We start from the raw sequence: 19,161 nt of genomic DNA, 5'->3' as shown, positions 1-19,161 counted from the left end.
AGGACGCCTTGTCTATTCCGCTGCTACAGAAAGTCCGCGTCGGCGCATACATCATGCGCCAGCATCTCTCCGGCAACAAACGCTATCCGCTCGCCCTGATGCTGGAGCCGCTGTTTCGCTGCAATCTCGCCTGCAATGGCTGCGGCAAGATCGACTATCCGGATCCGATTCTGAACCAGCGTCTGTCGCTGGAAGAATGCCTGCAGGCCGTCGACGAATGCGGTGCGCCGGTCGTGTCGATCGCGGGTGGCGAGCCGCTGCTGCACAAGGAAATGCCGCAGATCGTCAAGGGCATCATGGCGCGCAAGAAGTTCGTGTACCTGTGCACGAACGCGCTGCTGATGGAAAAGAAGATGGACGACTACGAGCCGAATCCGTACTTCGTGTGGTCGGTTCACCTTGACGGCGACAAGGAAGCGCACGATCACTCGGTGTCGCAGGAAGGCGTGTACGAGAAGGCCGTGGCCGCGATCCGCGAAGCGAAGCGCCGCGGCTTCCGCGTGAACATCAACTGCACGCTGTTCAACGACGCGCAGCCGGAACGCGTGGCGAAGTTCTTCGACACGTTGGGCCCGATGGGCGTCGACGGCATCACGGTATCGCCGGGTTACGCGTATGAGCGCGCGCCGGATCAGCAGCACTTCCTGAACCGCGACAAGACCAAGCAGCTGTTCCGCGAAATCTTCAAGCGCGGCAACAACGGCAAGAACTGGTCGTTCAGCCAGTCGGCGATGTTCCTCGACTTCCTCGCGGGCAACCAGACCTACGAATGCACGCCGTGGGGCAACCCGGCGCGTACCGTGTTCGGCTGGCAAAAACCGTGCTATCTGGTCGGCGAAGGCTACGTGAAGACCTTCAAGGAACTGATGGAAACCACGGACTGGGACAAGTACGGCACCGGCAACTACGAGAAGTGCGCGGACTGCATGGTCCACTGCGGTTTCGAAGCGACGGCCGTGATGGACACGGTTGCGCATCCGCTGAAGGCGCTGAAGGTCAGCATGCGCGGCCCGAAAACCACGGGCGCGTTCGCGCAGGACATTCCGCTCGACAAGCAGCGTCCCGCCGAGTACGTGTTCTCGCGTCACGTCGAGATCAAGCTCGAAGAAATCACGCGCGCCGGCAAGGGCAAGAAGGTGGAGACCGCGACGGCCGCGCACTGAGGCGTTCGACAGGAGAGCGGCCGCGCGCCGCCCCTGTATTGCGCCTGATCGTTAGTTAGCGCAAGCAACTCGAAAAAAAGCGCGGTGGCCAATCAAGGCCACCGCGCTTTGCTTTTACCGATTGAAACTTCTGTCGACCGACCCGCTTACGCGCCGCGCGCATTATGCGCGGTCAGGAATTTGATCAGCCCGTCGATGCCGCCTTTGGCGATCTGGTCGGCGAACTGCGTCTGATACACCTGGATCAGCCACGCGCCCATCATGTTGATGTCATAGATCTTCCAGCCCGACGGCCCCTTGGTGAGCCGGTAGTCGATCGCGTCATCGCCGCCGTTGCTGATCACGTGCGATTGCACGACGATGTCGGTCGCGCCGCCTTGCACGCTGACCGGCGCAAACTGGAACTTCACGTCCTGGTCGCGCAGTTGCGACAGCGATGCGGCATAGGTACGCGTGAGCAGCAGCGTAAACTGCTCGTACAGTTGCTTCTGCTGCTCCGGCGTCGCGGTCGCCCACGGCTTGCCTACCGCGATACGTGTGGTGCGCTGAAAGTCGGTGGCGGGCAGGAAGTGCGTCTGGACGACCTCGGTGATCTGCGCCATGTCGCCGCCGCGCGCCTGCGGGTCAGCCTTCATTGCAGCCACCGTGCCCTGGACTGCACTTTTTACCACCGCGTCGGGTGCGCTCTGCGCAAACGCCGCCGTGGATACCACGGCCGCAGCCACCAAAGCAGTCAGATATCGTTTCATACGCTTGTCATGACTCGAAAGAAGTAGCGCCGACGGGCCGCAGCCCCGCGGCTAAAGAGGGGTACACCAGTATAGCGGGGATTACGTTCCCATCCGGACGAAGCCGTCAGGAGCCGTACTTGCTACCGAAGTCGGGCTTGCTTGCCCGGGCTCTGTATACTTATGCACCTTCGTCAAAAACAGCACCCGTGATAAGGCCACGTCCGCCTACATGCTGAAGTCATCTATCGTCCGTCTCGTCGCGTATTCGGTGCGTCATCCGCTGAGGATCATCGCGCTGTCGATCGTGCTCGCTGTCCTGAGCGGCATATACGTCGCGCATAACTTCAAGATCAACACGGACATCAGCCGTCTCATCGAGACCGACAAGCAATGGGCGGCAGTCCAGAACGCGCTCGACGCCGCCTTCCCCGACCGTGGCGACACCGTGCTGGTGGTGGTCGAGGCGCGCGCGCCCGAATTCGCCGACGCCGCCGCCAACGCGCTGACCGCCGCGCTCAGAGCCGATCCGAAGGAGTTCACGTCGGTCTCGCAGCCCGCCGGCGGCCCGTTCTTCGAACACAACGGCCTGCTGTTTCCGTCCACCGACGAGGTGATGTCCACCACCTCGCAACTCGTGCAGTCGCGCCCGCTCGTCAATCAACTTGCGCATGATCCGAGCCTGACCGGTCTCGCCGGCACGCTGACTACGACCCTGCTGCTGCCGCTGCAACTCGGCCAGGTCAAACTCCCTGACATGAGCCGGCTGCTTGCGCAAAGCGCGAACACGCTCGATCGCGTGCTGGCCGGCCAGCCCGCCGCGTTCTCGTGGCGCGCTCTCGTCGATAAAAGCGCCGCCACCAATCCGGCGCGTTCGTTTGTCGTCGTGCATCCGGTCGTCAACTACGACGCGCTGGAGCCGGGCGCGAGCGCGTCGAGGGCGATTCGCGCAACCGCGGTCTCGCTGCATCTCCAGCAGCGCTACGGTGCGACGATCCGCCTGACCGGCGAGCAGCCACTCGCCGACGAGGAGTTCGCGTCAGTGCAGGACGGTGCGGTGCTGAACGGCATCGGCACTTTCATCGTCGTCCTGATCATTCTGTGGCTCGCGCTGCGCTCGGGCCGCATGATCGCGGCCGTGTTCATCACGCTGTTCGTCGGCCTCGCGATCACGGCCGCGCTCGGCCTGTTGATGGTCGGCGCGCTCAACATGATTTCGGTCGCGTTCATGGTGCTGTTCGTCGGGCTCGGCGTCGATTTCGGCGTGCAGTTCGGCGTCAAGTATCGCGAGGAGCGCAACCGCGACGACCGGCTGTCGGCCGCGCTGATGCACACCGCGCACAGCATCGGCGTGCCGCTCACGCTCGCGGCCGTGGCAGTCGCGCTGAGCTTCTTCTCGTTCCTGCCGACCGCTTATCGCGGCGTGTCGGAGCTTGGCCAGATCGCGGGCGTCGGCATGTTCGTCGCGTACTTCACCAACATGACCTTGCTGCCAGCGCTGCTGAAGCTCTTCAATCCGCCGGGCGAAGTCGCCTCGCCCGGTTTCAAGCAGCTCGAGCCCGTCGACGACTTCCTCGACCGCCATCGCAAGCCGGTGTTGATCGGCACGCTGCTCGTCGTGATCGGCGCGACACCGCTGCTCACGCACCTGCGTTTCGACTTCAATCCGCTGCATCTGAAGGACCCGCATACCGAGTCGATGGCAACGTTGCTGTCGCTGAAGGATTCGCCCGAAGCCGCGGTGAACAACGTGCAGGCGCTGGCGCCGTCGCTTGCCGACGCCGACGCGATGGCCGAGCGACTGCGCAAGCTGCCGGAAGTGGGCCGCGTCAACACGCTGAGCACCTTCGTGCCGGCCGACCAGCAGCAGAAGATGATGCTGATCGCGAGCGCCGCGCAACAGCTGCTGCCGGCGCTGCAACAGCAGCCCGCGCCGCAAGCCACCGACGAGTTGCGCGTCGCCGCATTGAAGCGCGCGGCGAATCAGTTGTCGCTCGCGGCCGAGGACCATCCGGGCCCGGGCGCGGCGGATGCGCAGCACCTGTCCGCGACCTTGCAAAAGCTCGCCGCCGCCGACGCCGCCACGCGCGACCGCGCCGAAGTCGCGATGTCCGACACGCTGCGCATCGCCTTGAAGCAGCTTGAGAACCTTCTGCAGCCGACCGAAATAACCCAGCAGACCCTGCCGCCAGGCATCATCGCGATGTGGATCGGCAAGGGCGGTCATGCGCTCGTCGATATCGCGCCGAAGGTGCCGCCCGGCGTCGATCCAAACGACGACCAGATGCTCGCGCGCTTCGCGCATGCGGTGAAGAAGGCGGAGCCGGGCGCGATCGGCGGACCGATCTCGATCCTGCATTCGGCCAACACGATCATCAAGGCGTTCCTGGAGGCGGCCGTCTATGCGCTGCTGTCGATCGCCGTGCTGCTGTGGATCGCGCTGCGCCGTGTCGGCGACGTGCTGCGCACGCTGGTGCCGCTGCTGGTGTCCGCGATCGTCACGCTCGAACTGTGCGTGGTATTCGGCATGCCGCTGAACTTCGCGAACATCATCGCGCTGCCGCTGATGCTCGGCGTGGGCGTCGCGTTCAAGATCTACTTCGTGATGGCGTGGCGCCACGGCCAGACCGGCCTGCTGCAGTCGAGCCTCACGCATGCGGTGCTGTTCAGCGCCGCCACAACGGCCACCGCGTTTGGTAGCCTGTGGCTGTCGCACCATCCGGGCACGTCCAGCATGGGGAGGCTGCTCGTGCTTTCGCTGTTCTGCACGCTGATCGGCGCGGTGGTTTTCCAGCCGGTGCTGATGGGCAAGCCGCGTCAACGTCGCGGGAAGCAAAAAGGAATATAAGCATGAAGCTGCGTAACACCGCGCTGGCGCTCACCGCCGCGGGTCTCATTTCCGGCTGCGCGACCGCTCCGGATCGCAAGCCGGGCGATCCGTTCGAGCCGGTGAACCGGGTGATCTTCAATTTCAATGACGGAGTCGATCGCTATATCGCGGTGCCGGTCGCGAAGGGCTACCAGAAAGTGACGCCGCAGCCGCTGCGCACCGCCGTCAGCAATTTCTTCTCAAACCTCGGCGACCTCACCAACGCCGCAAACGCGCTGCTGCAACTGAAGATCACCGATGCGACCGAAGACATCATGCGCTTCGCGTTCAACTCGGTGTTTGGGATTGGCGGCCTGCTCGACTGGGCGACGCCGGCCGGTCTGCCCAAGCATCATCAGGACTTCGGTCTGACGCTCGGGCATTGGGGCATTCCGTCGGGTCCGTATCTGGTGCTGCCGCTGTTCGGGCCGAGCACGGTGCGCGACAGCATGGGGCTCGTCGTCGATGTGAAGTTCAATCCGCTGAACTATATCGAACCCGCGACCCGCAATCCGCTGTACGTGCTGCAGTTCGTGAGCACACGTGCGGATCTGCTCGGCGCGACCAGCCTTCTGGAGCAGGCTGCGCTCGACAAGTACTCGTTCGTGCGTGATGCCTATGTGCAGCAGCGCCTCGCGCGTCTGCGCGGCACGAGCAATAACCCTCCGCCGCTGCCGAACTACGACGATAACGGCAATACGAGCCCGGCTGCTGCCCCTGCGGCAGGCGCGCCGGCGGGCGGCCTGCCGAATTACTCCGATCCGGGCGATGTGGGCGAGACGCCCAATGGCGCTTCGGGAGCGGGCGGCGCGGCCAAGGGCGCGCCCGGCGCGCTGCCGAATTACAACGATCCGGGTGAGTCCTCGCCGGCGCCCAATGGGGCTTCCGGTGGAGCGACCAACGCGCCCAGCGGGGATCTGCCGAACTACACCGATCCGGGTGACAGTGGCGCGGGCGCTACGCCAGCCGTGCCTGCTGAGCCGGCGTCGGCCCCGCAATAGCGCTCCAGGGGATCTGGGAACCGGCCGCCGGGCCGGCCGCCGTGCCCTGGCGCTTCAGTCCAGCGCTACAAGGCACAGCGGGGCGCCCTAGCAGGCTGTTGAAATACCTCGTTTCTCCGTCATCCGGGACCAAGGGGCAAACGTTGAAGGTAATGTCGTGAATGTGAGCGGGATGAAACGGATGCGCGGTGCCGATGGTTTTACGGAGTCGATGTTCACGGTGTTGAAGCTGGATGATTTTGTGCCGAAAGACCATCCGTTGCGTCCGATTCGCACGTGGCTCAACGATGCGCTCAAACGCATGGACGACGTGTTTGCCCGGATGTACGAGGCTGATGCGAAAGGTGGGCGGCCGAGCATTGCACCGGAGAAGCTGGTGCGAGCGTTACTGCTTCAGGTGCTGTACTCGATTCGCAGCGAGCGCATGTTGATGGAACAGATTTCCTACAACATGCTCTTTCGCTGGTTCGTCGGCTTGTCGATGGATGGGACGGTGTGGGACCACTCGACATTCAGCAAGAACCGCGACCGACTGCTTGAACACGATGTGCTGGTATTGCTCTTCAACGAGACGGTTGAGACTGCGCGCGAGCGTGGGCATCTGTCGGGTGAGCACTTTAGCGTTGACGGCACGCTGATTCAGGCATGGGCGGGACACAAGAGCTTTGTGCCGAAGGCAAGTCCGGACGAAGACGATACGCCGCCCGACGAACCGCCGGCGCCCGATGACAACTGGCACGGTCAGAAGCGCAGTAACGCGACGCATCAGTCCACGACCGACGAGCAGGCGCGCCTGTTTCGCAAGAGCAAAGGAACCGGTGCGATGCTTTGCTACATGGGCCATGTACTGACTGACAATCGGCACGGCCTGGTAGTCAACACGCAGGTGACGCTGGCGACGGGCACCGCCGAGCGCGACTGCGCCGCGCAAATGCTTGCTGACGCCGCGAAGGTGGCCCCGGGCGGCATTACGGTCGGGGCAGACAAGAACTACGACACGGCCGGCTTTGTTGCCACCTGTCGAGCAAATCGCGTCACGCCTCATGTCGCGCAAAACGATGGGCGTCCAGGAGGCTCAGCGATTGACGAGCGAACCACGCGTTGGCCGGGTTACGCGGTCAGCCAGCAAAAACGTAAGCGGATTGAGCAGGTGTTCGGATGGGGCAAGACAGTCGGACGAATTCGACAGGCGATGTATCGAGGACTTGAACGCGTGGACCAGCTCTTCGTGCTGACGCAGGTCGGCTACAACCTGACGCGTATGCGCACACTTGCCCGTTGAGGGCCGGGATGCAGTGGATAACATCGATATGGTGAAACCGTTAGCAGCCTCGAACGCCCGGAAACGCGTTCCGCGTTTCAGAAGTGCGAACTCAGCATCCGTCGCAATGCACCTGAGTGCATCAACGACGGATATTTCAACAGCCTGCTAGATGGGCGCCCCACGCTGAAGTACAGCCAGACGTCGCCCTTCCTCGACGGCCCTGACGGGTGCCGTTTGCGGTACCGGCTTGGAGTTCGCGCGATAGTGAGCGAACTGCTCGTCCGCGGAACGGATACTCGTGCGGCCATGCAGCGCCGACGGAAAAAAGCCCGCTCGACAGCGGGCGGGCAGGTTGGGAACGTATTCCCTAATCCATCGGGTCATACTGGTGGAATCCCTGATAGCCGGTTGTGTCCTCTACCTTGGTTATCCGCCAATGCCCGTTTTCCTTTGCGACGAACACGACGAGATTCTGTTTTTCCGTTAACCCGAACGTGACTGGAATTACCGCCGTCCCGCCAAGCGCGATTGCCGGATGCAAAGTCATCGTTGTGAGCCATATTTGCGGATCGAGGTCTTGCACCCGCGTGAAGTAGTCCGCTCCGCCCGGCAAGCGTTTGTGGCGATAGTCGTCCCGCAGATTATCGACCGTCGGTTTTGCCACATAGTTGTAAATGTGGCTATCCGTCAGTTGATAAACGCTGCCCTCCTGCTGCAAATACCAAGTGTAAAACGCCTTCACTGCGGCTTCTGGTGTATCCGGAGTCGCTGCGGTGGTTACACCCGGCTCGAGTACCAACGCAAGAGCCAGTGAGGCAAAAACGCGCAAAAGAAATTTACTCATTGTCAGTCGTGCCGGAATATTTTGTATGTAGGTTTCATGGTTCGATAGGCCTGACCCGGATAAAACCCATGCAATTGTCGAAAATCCGATATCCATATCTGGCCGTCAAACATCGCCATGTGGCCGTATGGATGACCCGTAATGGCCTGAATAACTACCACGTCGCCGCGCTGCGGAGTGCCATCCACCTCGTGAAACCCCGCTCCCACGAGCGACGAGCCGTAATCTTTCGCCTACGCCGTATGCGTAATCCGCAGTCCTCCCGCTTCAATCGCACGCCTGGTGTACTCCGCGCATCGGCTCTGGCTCGATAGCCTAGCGTTAGCTTGCAGGTATCGTACCGCGCCGGTTTTGTCCCATGCCATTTTTATCAGGCTCCTTAAGAAGAGGAGCCTGATAATTGCCGCCACTCGATGGGCGAGTCAATTATTAATATGGAATTTGACCAGAATTTACAATTAGATTCACCATTTTTATTACGGAGGATGCTATCCCAAAATAAAAACGGGCATTCATCGGCTAGAATTTTCTCTTTTTAACCGGTGAACATTGTGAGCAATAACCGGTATTCATTCGGCCGCCTGGTGCTACCCGAGGACAGGCTGCCGTGATTGACACCAATATCTGAGACCGCCGTGCAGGCGGACCTGGTGCCGCTGACCCTACGCATGCGGGCAGAAGACGCGCGACTCGGAACATGGGACACCAAAGCCATTGAATCAGCGAACGCGCCGCCTCACTGCAATTGATCGCCTCGGATTGGTCGTTCCACAGACCATGCTGGCATTCATCCATCGCCATCCGGAAGTGCTGACAAACAGGCCAGCGCGCCGGCACTACGCCTGTCTGGCGCTCCATCGAACTGAATTGGTATGAATTGGATCGTCGATAAAGTGGCGCTTCTGCTCGCCGCTATCGCCTGTGCGGCGATCGCATGGGCGCTGATTCGCTACAGCGGCCAGTGGTTTCCGCTGCTACTGTTCATACTGGCATTTGCGGGGCTTTACGCAGATAACCAGCGGCTGCGCAACCGCCTAAGGGACCTGGGCGAAGACTCGAGTCGCCGCTCCAGGGGTAGGTCACGCCCACGCTAGCGACTTGCTGCCGCCCCCAGACGCAGTCGGGATGGCTAACCGCCATCCCCGTCGCTCAACTGCTGACGCCCGCGATCCGCAGCGCGCCGCCCTTCCCCAAGGCCTCCCGCGCCTGGACCAGCGTAGTCCGCGCGGCGCGCGCATCGCCGGCGAGGCGCAGCAGCGCGCCGAGTTGCGACGGCTGCCGCAGCAATTCGCGCAGAATTGGCCCGAGGGCGGTGCTGCCGTCGTCGCGCAAACCAGCGGTCGCAGCCGGCGGCAGCGTGCGCCAGGCCGGATCGACGATCGCGCGACACACGGCGAACGGCAGACCGTGCGCGGCAGCGGTCGCGCCAGCGATGTGCGATTCCATATCCACCGCGAGCGCGCCGGTCGATTCGTGCAGCGCGCGTTTGTCTTCAGCAGTGATCAGCGGCGCGGCGACCGCCGCCATCGCGCCACGGCGCAGACGTCCCGCGAGCCCTTCGGCCGTCCTGACGTTGGTCACGGCGGCGGCAATCCGCTCCGCCCATTGCCGATCCGTGTCGATCCGCCCGAACGGCCCATGCACGGCATCCGCGATGATCAGCGCGCCCGGCTGCAGATCCGGCGCAAGCCCACCCGCCGTGCCGAAACTGACGATCCCCGCCGCGCCGCGAGCGACCGCGGCGTTCAGCGCGCGCTCGAGCAGATCGGCGCGCGCCGCGTACACGACTTCGACGCGCTCGCTGCCGTCGCCGCGCGCGATGCGCGCCTCGAACGCCATGCCCGTCACGACGATCACCGGCAAGCCGCTATCGCCCGTTCCCACGGACGGCGTCATCGACACGGACATCCGTCACATCCCGACCGTGACGCGCGTGAGCCCATTGCGCTTCAGATGACGGAAGCGCGCGAGCGCCCACAGCGGGAAGAACTTGCGATAGCCGTGGTAGCGCAGATAAAACACGCGCGGAAAGCCGGTCGCGGTAAACCGGGTTTCGTCCCACAGCCCATGCTCGCGCTGCTCACGCTGCAGATAGTCGATACCGCGCGCCACCGCCTCGTGATCGACCTCCCCCGCCGCCATCAGTCCGAGCAGCGCCCAGGCTGTCTGCGACGCGGTGCTCGGCGCACGCTCGTAGCCGCGATAGTCGAGCTTGTAGCTCTCGCCGCCCTCGCCCCAACCGCCGTCGTCGTTCTGGATCGACACGAGCCATTGCACCGCGCGCCGCATGCGCGGGTCGTCGTGTGGCATGCCGGCCGCGTTCAGCGAGCACAGCGCGGTCCATGTGCCGTAGATGTAGTTCAGGCCCCAGCGGCCGTACCAGCTGCCGTCCGACTCCTGCTCCTGCAGCATGTAGTCGAACGCGCGGCGCGCCGGCTCGCTGCTTTGCGGCAGCTCGCCGATCTGCGCGAACATCGACAGACAGCGGCCCGACACGTCCGCGGTCGGCGGATCGAGCAGCGCGCCGTGGTCCGAGAACGGAATGTTGTTCAGGTAGTACTGCGTGTTTTCCGGCTCGAACGCGCCCCAGCCGCCGTCGCTGCTCTGCATGCCGACCACCCATTCGCGCGCGCGGGCAATTGCTTCGCGATCGACATCGGATTGCGTGAGCGCCGCCGAGCGGTGCATCGCCATCGCGACCACCGCGGTATCGTCGACATCCGGGAAATGCGCGTTGTTGTACTGGAACGCCCAGCCGCCCGGCCGCACGTTGGGGCGGCGCGAAATCCAGTCGCCGCGCACGTCGAGAATCTGCAGCGGACGCAGCCACGCGAGCCCGCGTTCGGCCGCCTGTTCGGCGCGCGCTTCGCCGGTTTCGAGCAAAGCGTGCGCGGCGAGCGACGTATCCCACACCGGCGACAGACATGGCTGGCAATACGCTTCGTCGTCCTTGATGACGAGCAGCTTGTCGAGAGATTTGCGAGCGATCGCGCGATGCGGATGATCGGCCGGATAGCCGAGCACGTCGTACATCATCACCGAGTTGGCCATCGCCGGGAAAATCGCGCCGAGGCCGTCCTCGCCGTTCAGTCGTTCGTCGACGAACGCGACCGCCGCGCGGATCGCGCGCTCGCGGGTTGCCTTCGGCAACAGGCCATCGACCGCGCGCAGCACCGAATCGACACAGCGGAACAGGCCGAACCAGCCCGCGTGCTGATGCGGTGCGCGCTCGTTCATGCCGGTATTCACCGGCGCGCCGCGGAACAGCTCGTCGATGCGCACCTTGCGCGGATTACGCGCGAGCGGCCGCTTCGCGTTGAGCACCAGCAGCGGCACGATCACCGTGCGCGCCCAGTACGACACCTTCGACAGATGGAACGGGAACCACACCGGCAGCAGCATGATCTCGACCGGCATCATCGGCACCGCGCGCCACGACACCACGCCAAAGAGGGCGAGCAGGATTCGCGTGAACACGTTCACGTGTTCCGCGCCGCCGTGCGCGAGGATCGCGTCGCGCGCGCGCACCATGTGCTCGGCATCGACCGGGTCGCCGATCATCTTCAGCGCGAAGTACGCCTTCACACTCGCGCTGATGTCGAGCGCGCCGTCGGTGAAGAGCGGCCAGCCGCCGTTCGGCAACTGGATGCGGCGCAGATAACGCGCGATCTTCTGTTCGAGTTCGAGGTTCGGCGTTTCGCCGAGATAGTGGACCAGCAACACGTATTCGGCCGGAATCGTCGCGTCGGCTTCGAGTTCGTAGACCCAATGGCCGTCCGGCTGCTGCGCGGCCAGGATCGCATCGGTCGCGCGAGTGATCGATGCGTCGAGCGCGTTCGCGCCCTGCACGGGCGCCGGCGTTGCGGTTGCCAATGCGTCCGCCACGGCGGGCGCGTTGGCAACCACGGCAGCTTCGGCCAGGTCCGGCGCCGCATCGGCGGCTTCGGGCAGCGCCGCGTCGAGCGGCTGGGTGTGAGATAAGTCGTTCATCTGCGTTCCATCGGTTGATTCAGCAGCATATCCGCGGCCTTCCGGCCGGAGCGGATCGCGCCTTCGAGCATCGCGGGCAGGCCGGTGGCCGTCCAGTCGCCCGCGAGCACCAAATTGTTCCAGCGAGTGCGCGTGCCCGCCCGCAATGTCTCCTGCGCGGGCAGCGCGGCAAACGTCGCGCGCGATTCCATCACCACCTGCCAGCGCGGCAGCGGCGCGACCGGCAGATTGACCGCCTGCGCGACCTCGGCCCAGACGGTCGCTGCCAGCACGTCATGCGGCGTGTCGACGAGCCGCTCGGCGCCGTTGAGCGTCACCGACAGGCGGTCGTCGAACGCAAACAACCATTCGGCCGTTCCGTTCAGCAGCGCGGTGATCTGCGGCAGGCCGAACGGCGGCTCGACCGCGAAATGCACGTTGAGCGCGGCCGCGAAACGCGTCGGCGCGCGCAGGCCCGGCACGAGAGCCACCGCGGCTTCGGGCGGCAGCGCGAGAATCACCGCCTCGTTCGCGCCGAGCGCGATGCTCTCAGCGTCGAAATGCAGCGCCTGCACACGGGCCGGGTCGGCCGCGAACGTGATGTCGCGCAGACGCGAACCGAGCCGGATCGTCGCGCCGCCATGTTGCAGCAGACGCAGCGCCGGATCGACGAACGCGCTGCCAAGACCATTACGCGCGACCAGCGGCCGGCACGCGAGCCCGCCCGCGAGCAGCGTTTCGCGCACGAGCGCGCCGGTCAGTTCGGCCGAGGCGTCGCGCGGCTCCAGATTCAGCAGCACATGCAGCAGCGGCCGCAGCAGCCGTTCCCACAGCGGACCGTGACAGCGCATCGTCTGCGCGACGCTGCGGCCCGGTTTCGCAAACAGCAGCGGCACGAGCGACAGGTAATCGGTCGGGCCCGTGTTCGGCACGCGCGCGTGCGCATCGAAAATCCACCACGGCAAACTCCCCGGCGACAGACGCACGCTCCAGCGCGAACGCGTGGCCAGATCGACGAACGGATACTCGGGCTGCGTGGGGCCGACCAGTTCGTCGGCGGCGCCGATCGCGCGCACGTAGTTGAGCGTCGCGGCATTGGCCGACAACACGATGTGATTGCCGCTGTCGAGCGTCGCACCAAGCTTCGCGTCGTAGTACGAACGGCAGCGGCCGCCCGCGTGATCCTGCGCTTCGTGCAGCACGACCCGCGCGCCGCGCCGCTGCAGTTGCACGGCGGCGGCGAGCCCGGCCACGCCCGCGCCGACCACGTGGACGAGCTTCGGCATCAGCTCAGAAAAGCGCGTAACGCGCGACGATCCACAGCAGGCGCAGCTTCGGCTTGCGGACCTTCGTGCGCGGAACGTCGAAGCCGCGCTCCAGCGCGCGCTCGAGCAGCACGCGATAGACGCCCGACATGATGCGCGGCGCGCGCACCTGAGCGCGCGGCTCGCGATCCATGATCGCGTCGGACTCGGCGAAGTGCTGCTTCGCGCGCTCGGCGAGGGTCGCGCAGACGCGCGGCAGCGTCGGATCGTCAGCGATCTGCCGCGGGTCCGTGGCCGAGATGCCTTCGCGCGCGAGCAGCTCGCGCGGTAGATAGCAGCGGTTGATGACGGCGTCTTCGTCGATATCGCGCAGGATGTTGGTGAACTGCAGCGCGCGGCCGAGGTGGTGCGCGAGCAGCCGGCCCGGCTCGTCACGCATCCCGAATATCCTCACCGACAGACGGCCGGCCGCGCTCGCGACGCGGTCGCAATAGAGGTCGAGCGTGGCATCGTCGGGCGCGCAGATGTCGGCGGCGGCATCCATCGCCATGCCGTCGATCATTGCGTGAAAATCCTCGCGTTGCAGATGAAACGTGTGAATGTGCCGCGTCAGCGCGCGCAGCGACGCGCGCGGCTGGCCGGCGTAGCAAGCGTCGATCTCGGCGCGCCATTGCTCGAGCCCGGCCGCGCGCTCGGCGCGCGGCAGGTCGCTGTCGGCGATGTCGTCGACGGCGCGGCAGAAGGCGTAGACCTGGTACATCGCATCGCGCTGCGCCGCCGGCAAGATGCGCATCGCAAGATAAAACGAGCTGCCGGACGTGGCGGCAGCGGCGTCGGTTTCAGTATCGTCCACGACAAGATTGGAAACAGCCAAGACGATCTCCGCTGGAGGCGCCCGCTGAAAGGCGTTCAAAGAGGTTTTTATGCCAACCCGCAGGGCAGTGGGCCCGCGCGCGCGGACACGCGCGAAACATCCGGCTGGGCGGCCGGAAACGGCGAAAAGTATAGCAATCTTTGCCGGTGACCGCAGTTTCGCCGGTCAATAGGGGGACGGGAAGGAAGGCCGCCGGGGCGGCGCGGGGGCCTCGACCGCGCCGCCCCCGCTAGCGGATCAGGCTCCCGCGAGCCGGAACGCGACCGCGCAGTTGCGGCCCTGACGCTTTGCGCTATAGAGCGCCGCGTCGGCCTCGTTGATCAGCACGTCGTAGGCGGGCACCCCGGCGCGCGCCGTCGCGCCGCCGAGGCTCGCCGTGACCGGCACGCTGGTGCCGATCAGCTCCACCGGCGTTTCCTCGATCACGCGACGGATCTTCTCGGCCACCAGCATCGCGTCGTCGAGCGGCGTGCACGGCAGCAGCAGCGCGAACTCCTCGCCGCCGAAGCGGCCGAACGTGTCCTGTGCGCGCACCACGCCGGCGACGCGCTGCGCCATCACACGCAGCACCGTATCGCCGACGCCATGACCGAACTGGTCGTTGATCTTCTTGAAGTGATCGAGGTCGAACAGCAACATCGACATCTCGCCGCCGTAGCGCTGCCAGCGCGTGAACTCGTCGCGCAGCCGCGTTTCGAAAAAGCGCCGGTTCGCGATGCCGGTCAGTCCGTCGCGATTCGCGTACTCCTGCAGCTTCGCAACTGCCTCCTCGCGTTCGCGCTGCACGATGCTCACGTGCGTCACGTCGGAGATCGTCACGCACACGGCCACCACCTCACGACCGCGCATCAGCGGCATGAACGTGCAGTCCTGCTGCATGAAGTCGACCCCACCGGTGATCGGCCGGTCGTGATCGAACTTGAACAGATACGGGCGCTGCTCCCACGAGCTGAACGCAAAGCTGCCGAGCTGAAACACGCTCTCGATCTTGCGCGACAGCCACACGCGCGGCAGCTCCGGAAAGTTCTGGTAGATCGAGTGGCCGACCACCTGCTCCGCCGACAGGCCGCTATGGTCCTGCATGAAGCGATTCCACATCAGCACCTTCAGTTCACGGTCGAGCACGAAGATGCCAAAACCGACCCGCTCGACCACGAGGTCGCTCAACGATTCCACGGAGACGTTCATATACTGGACAGCAGCGCATCGAGCGCTTCGTTCATGTGACGGATTGATTCTTCGGCCATCAGCATCACCAGATGCGCGCGAAAACTCTGATGTTCGAGCGCGAAATTCACTTCGACGAGCAGCGCCACCTGCCATTGCAGCACGCCGGGCTGGAACACTTCGTCGAGCGTCAGCGTGTCGCCGAGCATGCCCGGCGCAGAAAACACCGGCGTGCGGCCGAGCTGGTCGAGTATCGACGACACGCACGCGCCGGACAGCAGGTTCGCGACGTCGAGCATCAGTTCGCGCTCGCCGACCTCCTCGTAGCTCGAACGCGCGTACGGGTCGCGGACGAGCGAACACAGCTGCGCGATGCTGTCGCTGCGACAGATCACCAGCACCTCGCCCTTGATGTCCGAGCGAAAGCCCTGACGCACCGCGCTGACCGTGTCGTCGATATGGGTCATCTCGCGCAGCGTGCGCGCCGCGTCGCTCACCGCGACCATCCGCACGCGCGGCACCGACAGTTCGATGAACGAATCGAGCAGGCCCGCTAGCCGCGTCGCGGCCCGGCCCATCGCGAGATTCGCGATTTCCTGTAGCGCGTCGCGCTGGTCTTCGGTGAAGGCGGGCTCAGACATACAAGCCGTACTCCTTGAGGATGGGCAGGACCGCCTCCGGCGTCACCGGCTTGGCGATGAACGCGATCGCGCCGAGCTCGCGCACGCGCTGCTGGGCGAGCGGCTGCACGTCGGCGGAAACGACGATCACGAAGGTGTTGAGGTCCTCGTGCTGCAACGCTTCGAGGACCTGGTAGCCGGTCATGTCCGGCATCGTCAGGTCGAGGAACATCACCGATGCCTTGCCCTCGCGATATAGCGTGAGCGCCTCGTGCCCGTTCGTCGCGTAGGACACGTCGACTGCCCAGTCGGGCGGCAGTGCCTTCGTGAGCAACTTGCGGGCGAGCAGCGAATCGTCGGCGATCACAATGGGGAGCATGGCAACGGCGGGTCGGGCGGTTTGGGCGGGTCGGATAAAGGAATCGGCTGGTTCGTCTGCGCGCTTTCCGCGCCTGGTTGTGTGCGTATTTCGTTCGTCGCGACAGCGGAGGGTGGCACACCTTCGCGTGATGCCGACCGATGCGCGACCAGGTACAGTGGCGCCTGTCGAATTGCAATTGCCTTTGGCGAGAGGGGGTGCGAATGCAGCAGGACGCGTTTGGCGAACCTTGACGATCCGGCGCACGGAGGTGGCAACGGCCCTTTTATCGTGACGAGGATTGTCGAAGTAAAGTCGCGCAAAAGCAACTCGCCAGAATCGCTGACGGTAACGATCTGTTTCTCTGCTAGGCGAATTTCAGAAATAGATCTATCGTCGGGGCGGACATTCTTTTATCTTTATCCTTTTGTGTACGTTTGCGCTTCCCGATTCGTCGCTGTTTTAAAGCCGCTCTTAAAGAACGGCCGGCACGGCGGACGCCCATCTCCAACGCGTTGCGGCAAATTATTCCGTGCTGCGTCTATGCTTGTTCTGAAGGCGGCATGGTGCCGGCAACGGCCCGATACGGGGCTGCCACATCCGAACGACTTTTCGCGTCAACGACAATGACATCAGACCGGGTCGACTCCGCCCGCGCGGGCCGTCTTTCGCGTCGTCCTGCCCGCGAGCAGGACGACGCGTCGTTTCCCACCGTGCCGGAACAGAATTTCCAGGTGCGTCGCATCACGCTGATCGCGCTGCTGGTCGCGGCGATCGTGCTGCCGTTCGTCTACGTCGCGGCGATGGCATTCGCCGATCTGCGCTCGCGCGAGGCCGACGCCACCGATCTGGCGCTGCGCACGGTGCGGGTCGCCGAAGAACATGCGTTGAAGGTGTTCGACATGAACGAGACGCTGAACTCGCGCATCGTCGAACTGACCGACGGCCTCGACGACGACGGCATTCGCGCGCGCGAACACACGATTCACGACAAGTTGCGCACGATGGGCGGCGGCTATCCGCAGGTAGCCTCGGTGTCGATCTTCGGCCAGCAGGGCGCGCTGCTCGTGAGCAGCCGCCTGTATCCGTCGCCGGAAAATTCGGTCGGCCAGCGCGACGATTTCGTCGGCATCCGCGACGGCAACGTGCTGGAACGCGTGTCGAAAGTGATGACGGGACATGTGAGCGGCGAGCAGGTGTTCAACATGGGCGTCGAGCGCCAGGCGCCCAATGGCTCGTTCGCGGGCGTCGTGTCGATCGCGCTGCGGCCCAGCTATTTCGACGCGTTCTATCGCGAGTTGCTCGGCAGCAGCGACTCTACGCCGATCATCATGAGCCTCGTGCGCACCGACGGCGCGGTGCTCGCGCATTACCCGCGCGGCCCACGCGAGCCGACCGCGCTCGCGTCCGATTCGCCGTTCGCCGAAGCGGTCAGGCAGGGGCAGCGCTCCGGCGTCGTGCGGATGCGCTCGAGCTTCGCCGGCGGCAACCTGATCGTCGCCTTCCGGCACGTCGGCTCGTATCCGGTCTACGTGCTGTGCGGCTATCGCACGTCGGCGATCTGGGCCGCCTGGTACAAGCACCTGAGCGTGCTGGTCCTGTCGATGTTCACGCCGTCGATCGCGCTGTGGTGCGTGATCTGGCTGTCGCTGCGCCGCCTCGGCGCCGAAGAGGAAGCGTGGCAGCGTTGGCAGGCCGAGGCATCGATGCGCCGCTCGATCGAATCCGCGTACCGCCAGTCGCGCAAGATGGAAGCGCTCGGCAGGCTGGTCGGCAGCGTCGCGCATGACTTCAACAACCTGCTAATGATCCTGTCGGCCAACGTGCAGATCGTGCGACGGCGCGGCGTCGGCGAACTGGAGCGCGAACTGTCGGCGATGGAGCGCGCGCTGAAGAGCGGCCAGTCGCTGACGCGGCAGCTGCTCGGCGTCGCGCGCAAGCAGCCGCTGCGCACCGAGACGCTGTCGCTCGAACGCTGGCTGCCGTCGTGCCGCGAACTGCTGCGCGCGTCGCTCGGCGCGAAGGTGTCGCTCGTGATCAATAGCGGCGTTGATACCTGGCCGGTGCGCGTCGACGTCGCCGAGCTCGAGCTCGCGCTGATCAACGTCGCCGTCAATGCGCGCGATGCGATGGCCAACGGCGGACGCTTCACGGTGCGCGCGAGCAATGTCGTGTTCCGTCACGAGGACGGCTTTCCGCTGACCGGCGAGTTCGTGCAACTGTCGCTCGAGGACACCGGCGGCGGCATGGCGCCCGACGTGCTCGCGCGCGCGTTCGAGCCGCTTTTCACGACCAAGCCCAAAGGCATGGGCACGGGACTCGGGTTGCCGCAGGTCTTCGCGTTCTGCGAGGGCTCGGGCGGGCTCGCGGCAATCGACAGCGCGATCGGCGCGGGCACCTCGGTGCGGCTCTATCTGCCGCGCGCGTCGACCGAGCCGCACACGGCCGGGCCTGCAGAAGCGCTAGCGACCGAAAGCGGCGTGCCACAGGGCCTGCGCGTGCTGCTCGTCGAGGACAACGAAGAAGTCGCGGCCGGCACCGAGGCGCTGCTGCAGATGATGGGTCATCAGGTCACCTGCGTGTTCAACGCCGACACGGCGCTGCATGTACTCGACGACGCCCGCGCGAAGCGCGCGAGCACCGGCGAGCCGCTGCCGTTCGATCTGGTGCTGTCGGACATCCACATGCCCGGCAAGATGAACGGCATCGATCTGGCCGAAGCGGTGCTCAGGTTCGACCCACAGCTGCCGGTCATCCTCGTCACCGGCTACGCGGAAGAGCTCGACCGAGCGCGGCACGCGAACGTGCGCGTGCTGTCCAAGCCGTTCGATATCGGACTGCTGGAGCAACTGCTCGAAACGATCCAGCACGACGCCGTGCAAACGAGCAACGATGCCGCCACGCATCCGGCCGATACCTGATGTCCGCGCCGTGCCGGCGTCATTTACCGGGCCTTGTAAAAAGCGCGGCGTTTACACGCCGCGCTTTTTTCATCGTGAGCCCGCGTCATGCGTAGCACGCCGGGCAGCGCGGCTGGGC

The 19,161-nt window shown here is 64.8% G+C and carries 14 protein-coding genes; 5 read left to right on the top strand and 9 right to left on the bottom strand.

Annotated features, from left to right (window positions below; all coding sequences use genetic code 11):
* Window positions 1-8: 8 nt before the first annotated feature.
* A complete protein-coding gene (gene hpnH, locus OKW35_RS19525; protein ID WP_018423996.1) occupies window positions 9-1,163 on the top strand; it encodes an adenosyl-hopene transferase HpnH in 1,155 nt (384 codons plus the stop codon).
* A gap of 146 nt (window positions 1,164-1,309) precedes the next feature.
* Here hpnH and OKW35_RS19520 read toward each other — a convergent pair whose 3' ends face one another.
* The gene (locus OKW35_RS19520) at window positions 1,310-1,912 is read right to left on the bottom strand and encodes an MlaC/ttg2D family ABC transporter substrate-binding protein (protein WP_429552904.1); all 603 of its coding nucleotides are present in this window, start codon (window positions 1,910-1,912) and stop codon (window positions 1,310-1,312) included.
* Window positions 1,913-2,123: 211 nt separating this feature from the next.
* Between OKW35_RS19520 and OKW35_RS19515 the strand changes: the two genes are divergently transcribed.
* The 3 genes from OKW35_RS19515 to OKW35_RS19505 all read left to right on the top strand — a co-directional run bounded on the left by OKW35_RS19515 (window position 2,124) and on the right by OKW35_RS19505 (window position 7,043).
* Window positions 2,124-4,739: an MMPL family transporter gene (locus tag OKW35_RS19515; protein WP_429493172.1), complete on the top strand. Its 2,616-nt coding sequence runs from the start codon at window positions 2,124-2,126 to the stop codon at window positions 4,737-4,739.
* A 2-nt stretch (window positions 4,740-4,741) separates the two neighbouring features.
* On the top strand, window positions 4,742-5,761 hold the full coding sequence (locus OKW35_RS19510; protein WP_429552903.1) for an MlaA family lipoprotein: 1,020 nt from the start codon (window positions 4,742-4,744) through the stop codon (window positions 5,759-5,761).
* A gap of 181 nt (window positions 5,762-5,942) precedes the next feature.
* Window positions 5,943-7,043, top strand: a complete 1,101-nt coding sequence (locus OKW35_RS19505; RefSeq protein ID WP_429552790.1) for an IS5 family transposase — start codon at window positions 5,943-5,945, stop codon at window positions 7,041-7,043.
* A 349-nt stretch (window positions 7,044-7,392) separates the two neighbouring features.
* Here the strand turns inward: OKW35_RS19505 and OKW35_RS19500 are convergent, their stop codons facing one another.
* The 8 genes from OKW35_RS19500 to OKW35_RS19465 all read right to left on the bottom strand — a co-directional run bounded on the left by OKW35_RS19500 (window position 7,393) and on the right by OKW35_RS19465 (window position 16,143).
* On the bottom strand, window positions 7,393-7,869 hold the full coding sequence (locus tag OKW35_RS19500; protein WP_429352772.1) for a DUF3828 domain-containing protein: 477 nt from the start codon (window positions 7,867-7,869) through the stop codon (window positions 7,393-7,395).
* Window positions 7,870-9,018: 1,149 nt separating this feature from the next.
* Window positions 9,019-9,777, bottom strand: coding sequence for a phosphorylase (locus tag OKW35_RS19495; protein WP_429552902.1), 759 nt, complete (start codon window positions 9,775-9,777; stop codon window positions 9,019-9,021).
* A gap of 3 nt (window positions 9,778-9,780) precedes the next feature.
* The gene (gene shc / locus OKW35_RS19490; protein ID WP_429552901.1) at window positions 9,781-11,859 is read right to left on the bottom strand and encodes a squalene--hopene cyclase; all 2,079 of its coding nucleotides are present in this window, start codon (window positions 11,857-11,859) and stop codon (window positions 9,781-9,783) included.
* Window positions 11,856-13,124, bottom strand: a complete 1,269-nt coding sequence (hpnE, locus tag OKW35_RS19485) for a hydroxysqualene dehydroxylase HpnE (RefSeq protein ID WP_429552900.1) — start codon at window positions 13,122-13,124, stop codon at window positions 11,856-11,858. Before hpnE ends, shc begins: the two co-directional genes overlap by 4 nt.
* A 4-nt stretch (window positions 13,125-13,128) precedes the next feature.
* On the bottom strand, window positions 13,129-13,977 hold the full coding sequence (gene hpnD, locus OKW35_RS19480) for a presqualene diphosphate synthase HpnD (RefSeq protein WP_429552899.1): 849 nt from the start codon (window positions 13,975-13,977) through the stop codon (window positions 13,129-13,131).
* Window positions 13,978-14,214: 237 nt separating this feature from the next.
* Complete coding sequence (locus tag OKW35_RS19475) at window positions 14,215-15,165, bottom strand: sensor domain-containing diguanylate cyclase (protein ID WP_184057708.1); 951 nt, start codon at window positions 15,163-15,165, stop codon at window positions 14,215-14,217.
* Complete coding sequence (locus OKW35_RS19470) at window positions 15,162-15,785, bottom strand: chemotaxis protein CheC (RefSeq protein ID WP_184031036.1); 624 nt, start codon at window positions 15,783-15,785, stop codon at window positions 15,162-15,164. The genes OKW35_RS19475 and OKW35_RS19470 overlap by 4 nt, the downstream gene beginning before the upstream one ends.
* Entirely contained in the window at window positions 15,778-16,143 is a 366-nt protein-coding gene (locus tag OKW35_RS19465) for a response regulator (RefSeq protein WP_090808122.1), read from the bottom strand. Before OKW35_RS19465 ends, OKW35_RS19470 begins: the two co-directional genes overlap by 8 nt.
* Window positions 16,144-16,748: 605 nt before the next feature.
* Here OKW35_RS19465 and OKW35_RS19460 point away from each other — a divergent pair.
* Window positions 16,749-19,043 (top strand): response regulator, encoded by a 2,295-nt coding sequence (locus OKW35_RS19460; protein WP_429552898.1) that lies wholly within the window; start codon window positions 16,749-16,751, stop codon window positions 19,041-19,043.
* Window positions 19,044-19,161 lie beyond the last annotated feature (118 nt).

This window comes from Paraburkholderia sp. MM5477-R1, assembly GCF_050436385.1.
In the GTDB taxonomy this organism is placed as follows: Bacteria; Pseudomonadota; Gammaproteobacteria; order Burkholderiales; family Burkholderiaceae; genus Paraburkholderia; species Paraburkholderia tuberum.
Note: the sequence above shows the minus strand (reverse complement) of the source record. Positions and strands in the feature narration are given on the sequence as shown.

Bases quoted from the DNA above. Each gene is read 5' to 3' on its own strand.
- OKW35_RS19520 (WP_429552904.1), bottom strand. From the start codon at position 1,912: ATGAAACGATATCTGACTGCTTTGGTGGCTGCGGCCGTGGTATCCACG.
- OKW35_RS19515 (WP_429493172.1), top strand. From the start codon at position 2,124: ATGCTGAAGTCATCTATCGTCCGTCTCGTCGCGTATTCGGTGCGTCAT.
- OKW35_RS19510 (WP_429552903.1), top strand. From the start codon at position 4,742: ATGAAGCTGCGTAACACCGCGCTGGCGCTCACCGCCGCGGGTCTCATT.
- OKW35_RS19505 (WP_429552790.1), top strand. From the start codon at position 5,943: ATGCGCGGTGCCGATGGTTTTACGGAGTCGATGTTCACGGTGTTGAAG.
- OKW35_RS19500 (WP_429352772.1), bottom strand. From the start codon at position 7,869: ATGAGTAAATTTCTTTTGCGCGTTTTTGCCTCACTGGCTCTTGCGTTG.
- OKW35_RS19495 (WP_429552902.1), bottom strand. From the start codon at position 9,777: ATGTCCGTGTCGATGACGCCGTCCGTGGGAACGGGCGATAGCGGCTTG.
- shc (WP_429552901.1), bottom strand. From the start codon at position 11,859: ATGAACGACTTATCTCACACCCAGCCGCTCGACGCGGCGCTGCCCGAA.
- hpnE (WP_429552900.1), bottom strand. From the start codon at position 13,124: ATGCCGAAGCTCGTCCACGTGGTCGGCGCGGGCGTGGCCGGGCTCGCC.
- OKW35_RS19475 (WP_184057708.1), bottom strand. From the start codon at position 15,165: ATGAACGTCTCCGTGGAATCGTTGAGCGACCTCGTGGTCGAGCGGGTC.
- OKW35_RS19470 (WP_184031036.1), bottom strand. From the start codon at position 15,785: ATGTCTGAGCCCGCCTTCACCGAAGACCAGCGCGACGCGCTACAGGAA.
- OKW35_RS19465 (WP_090808122.1), bottom strand. From the start codon at position 16,143: ATGCTCCCCATTGTGATCGCCGACGATTCGCTGCTCGCCCGCAAGTTG.
- OKW35_RS19460 (WP_429552898.1), top strand. From the start codon at position 16,749: ATGACATCAGACCGGGTCGACTCCGCCCGCGCGGGCCGTCTTTCGCGT.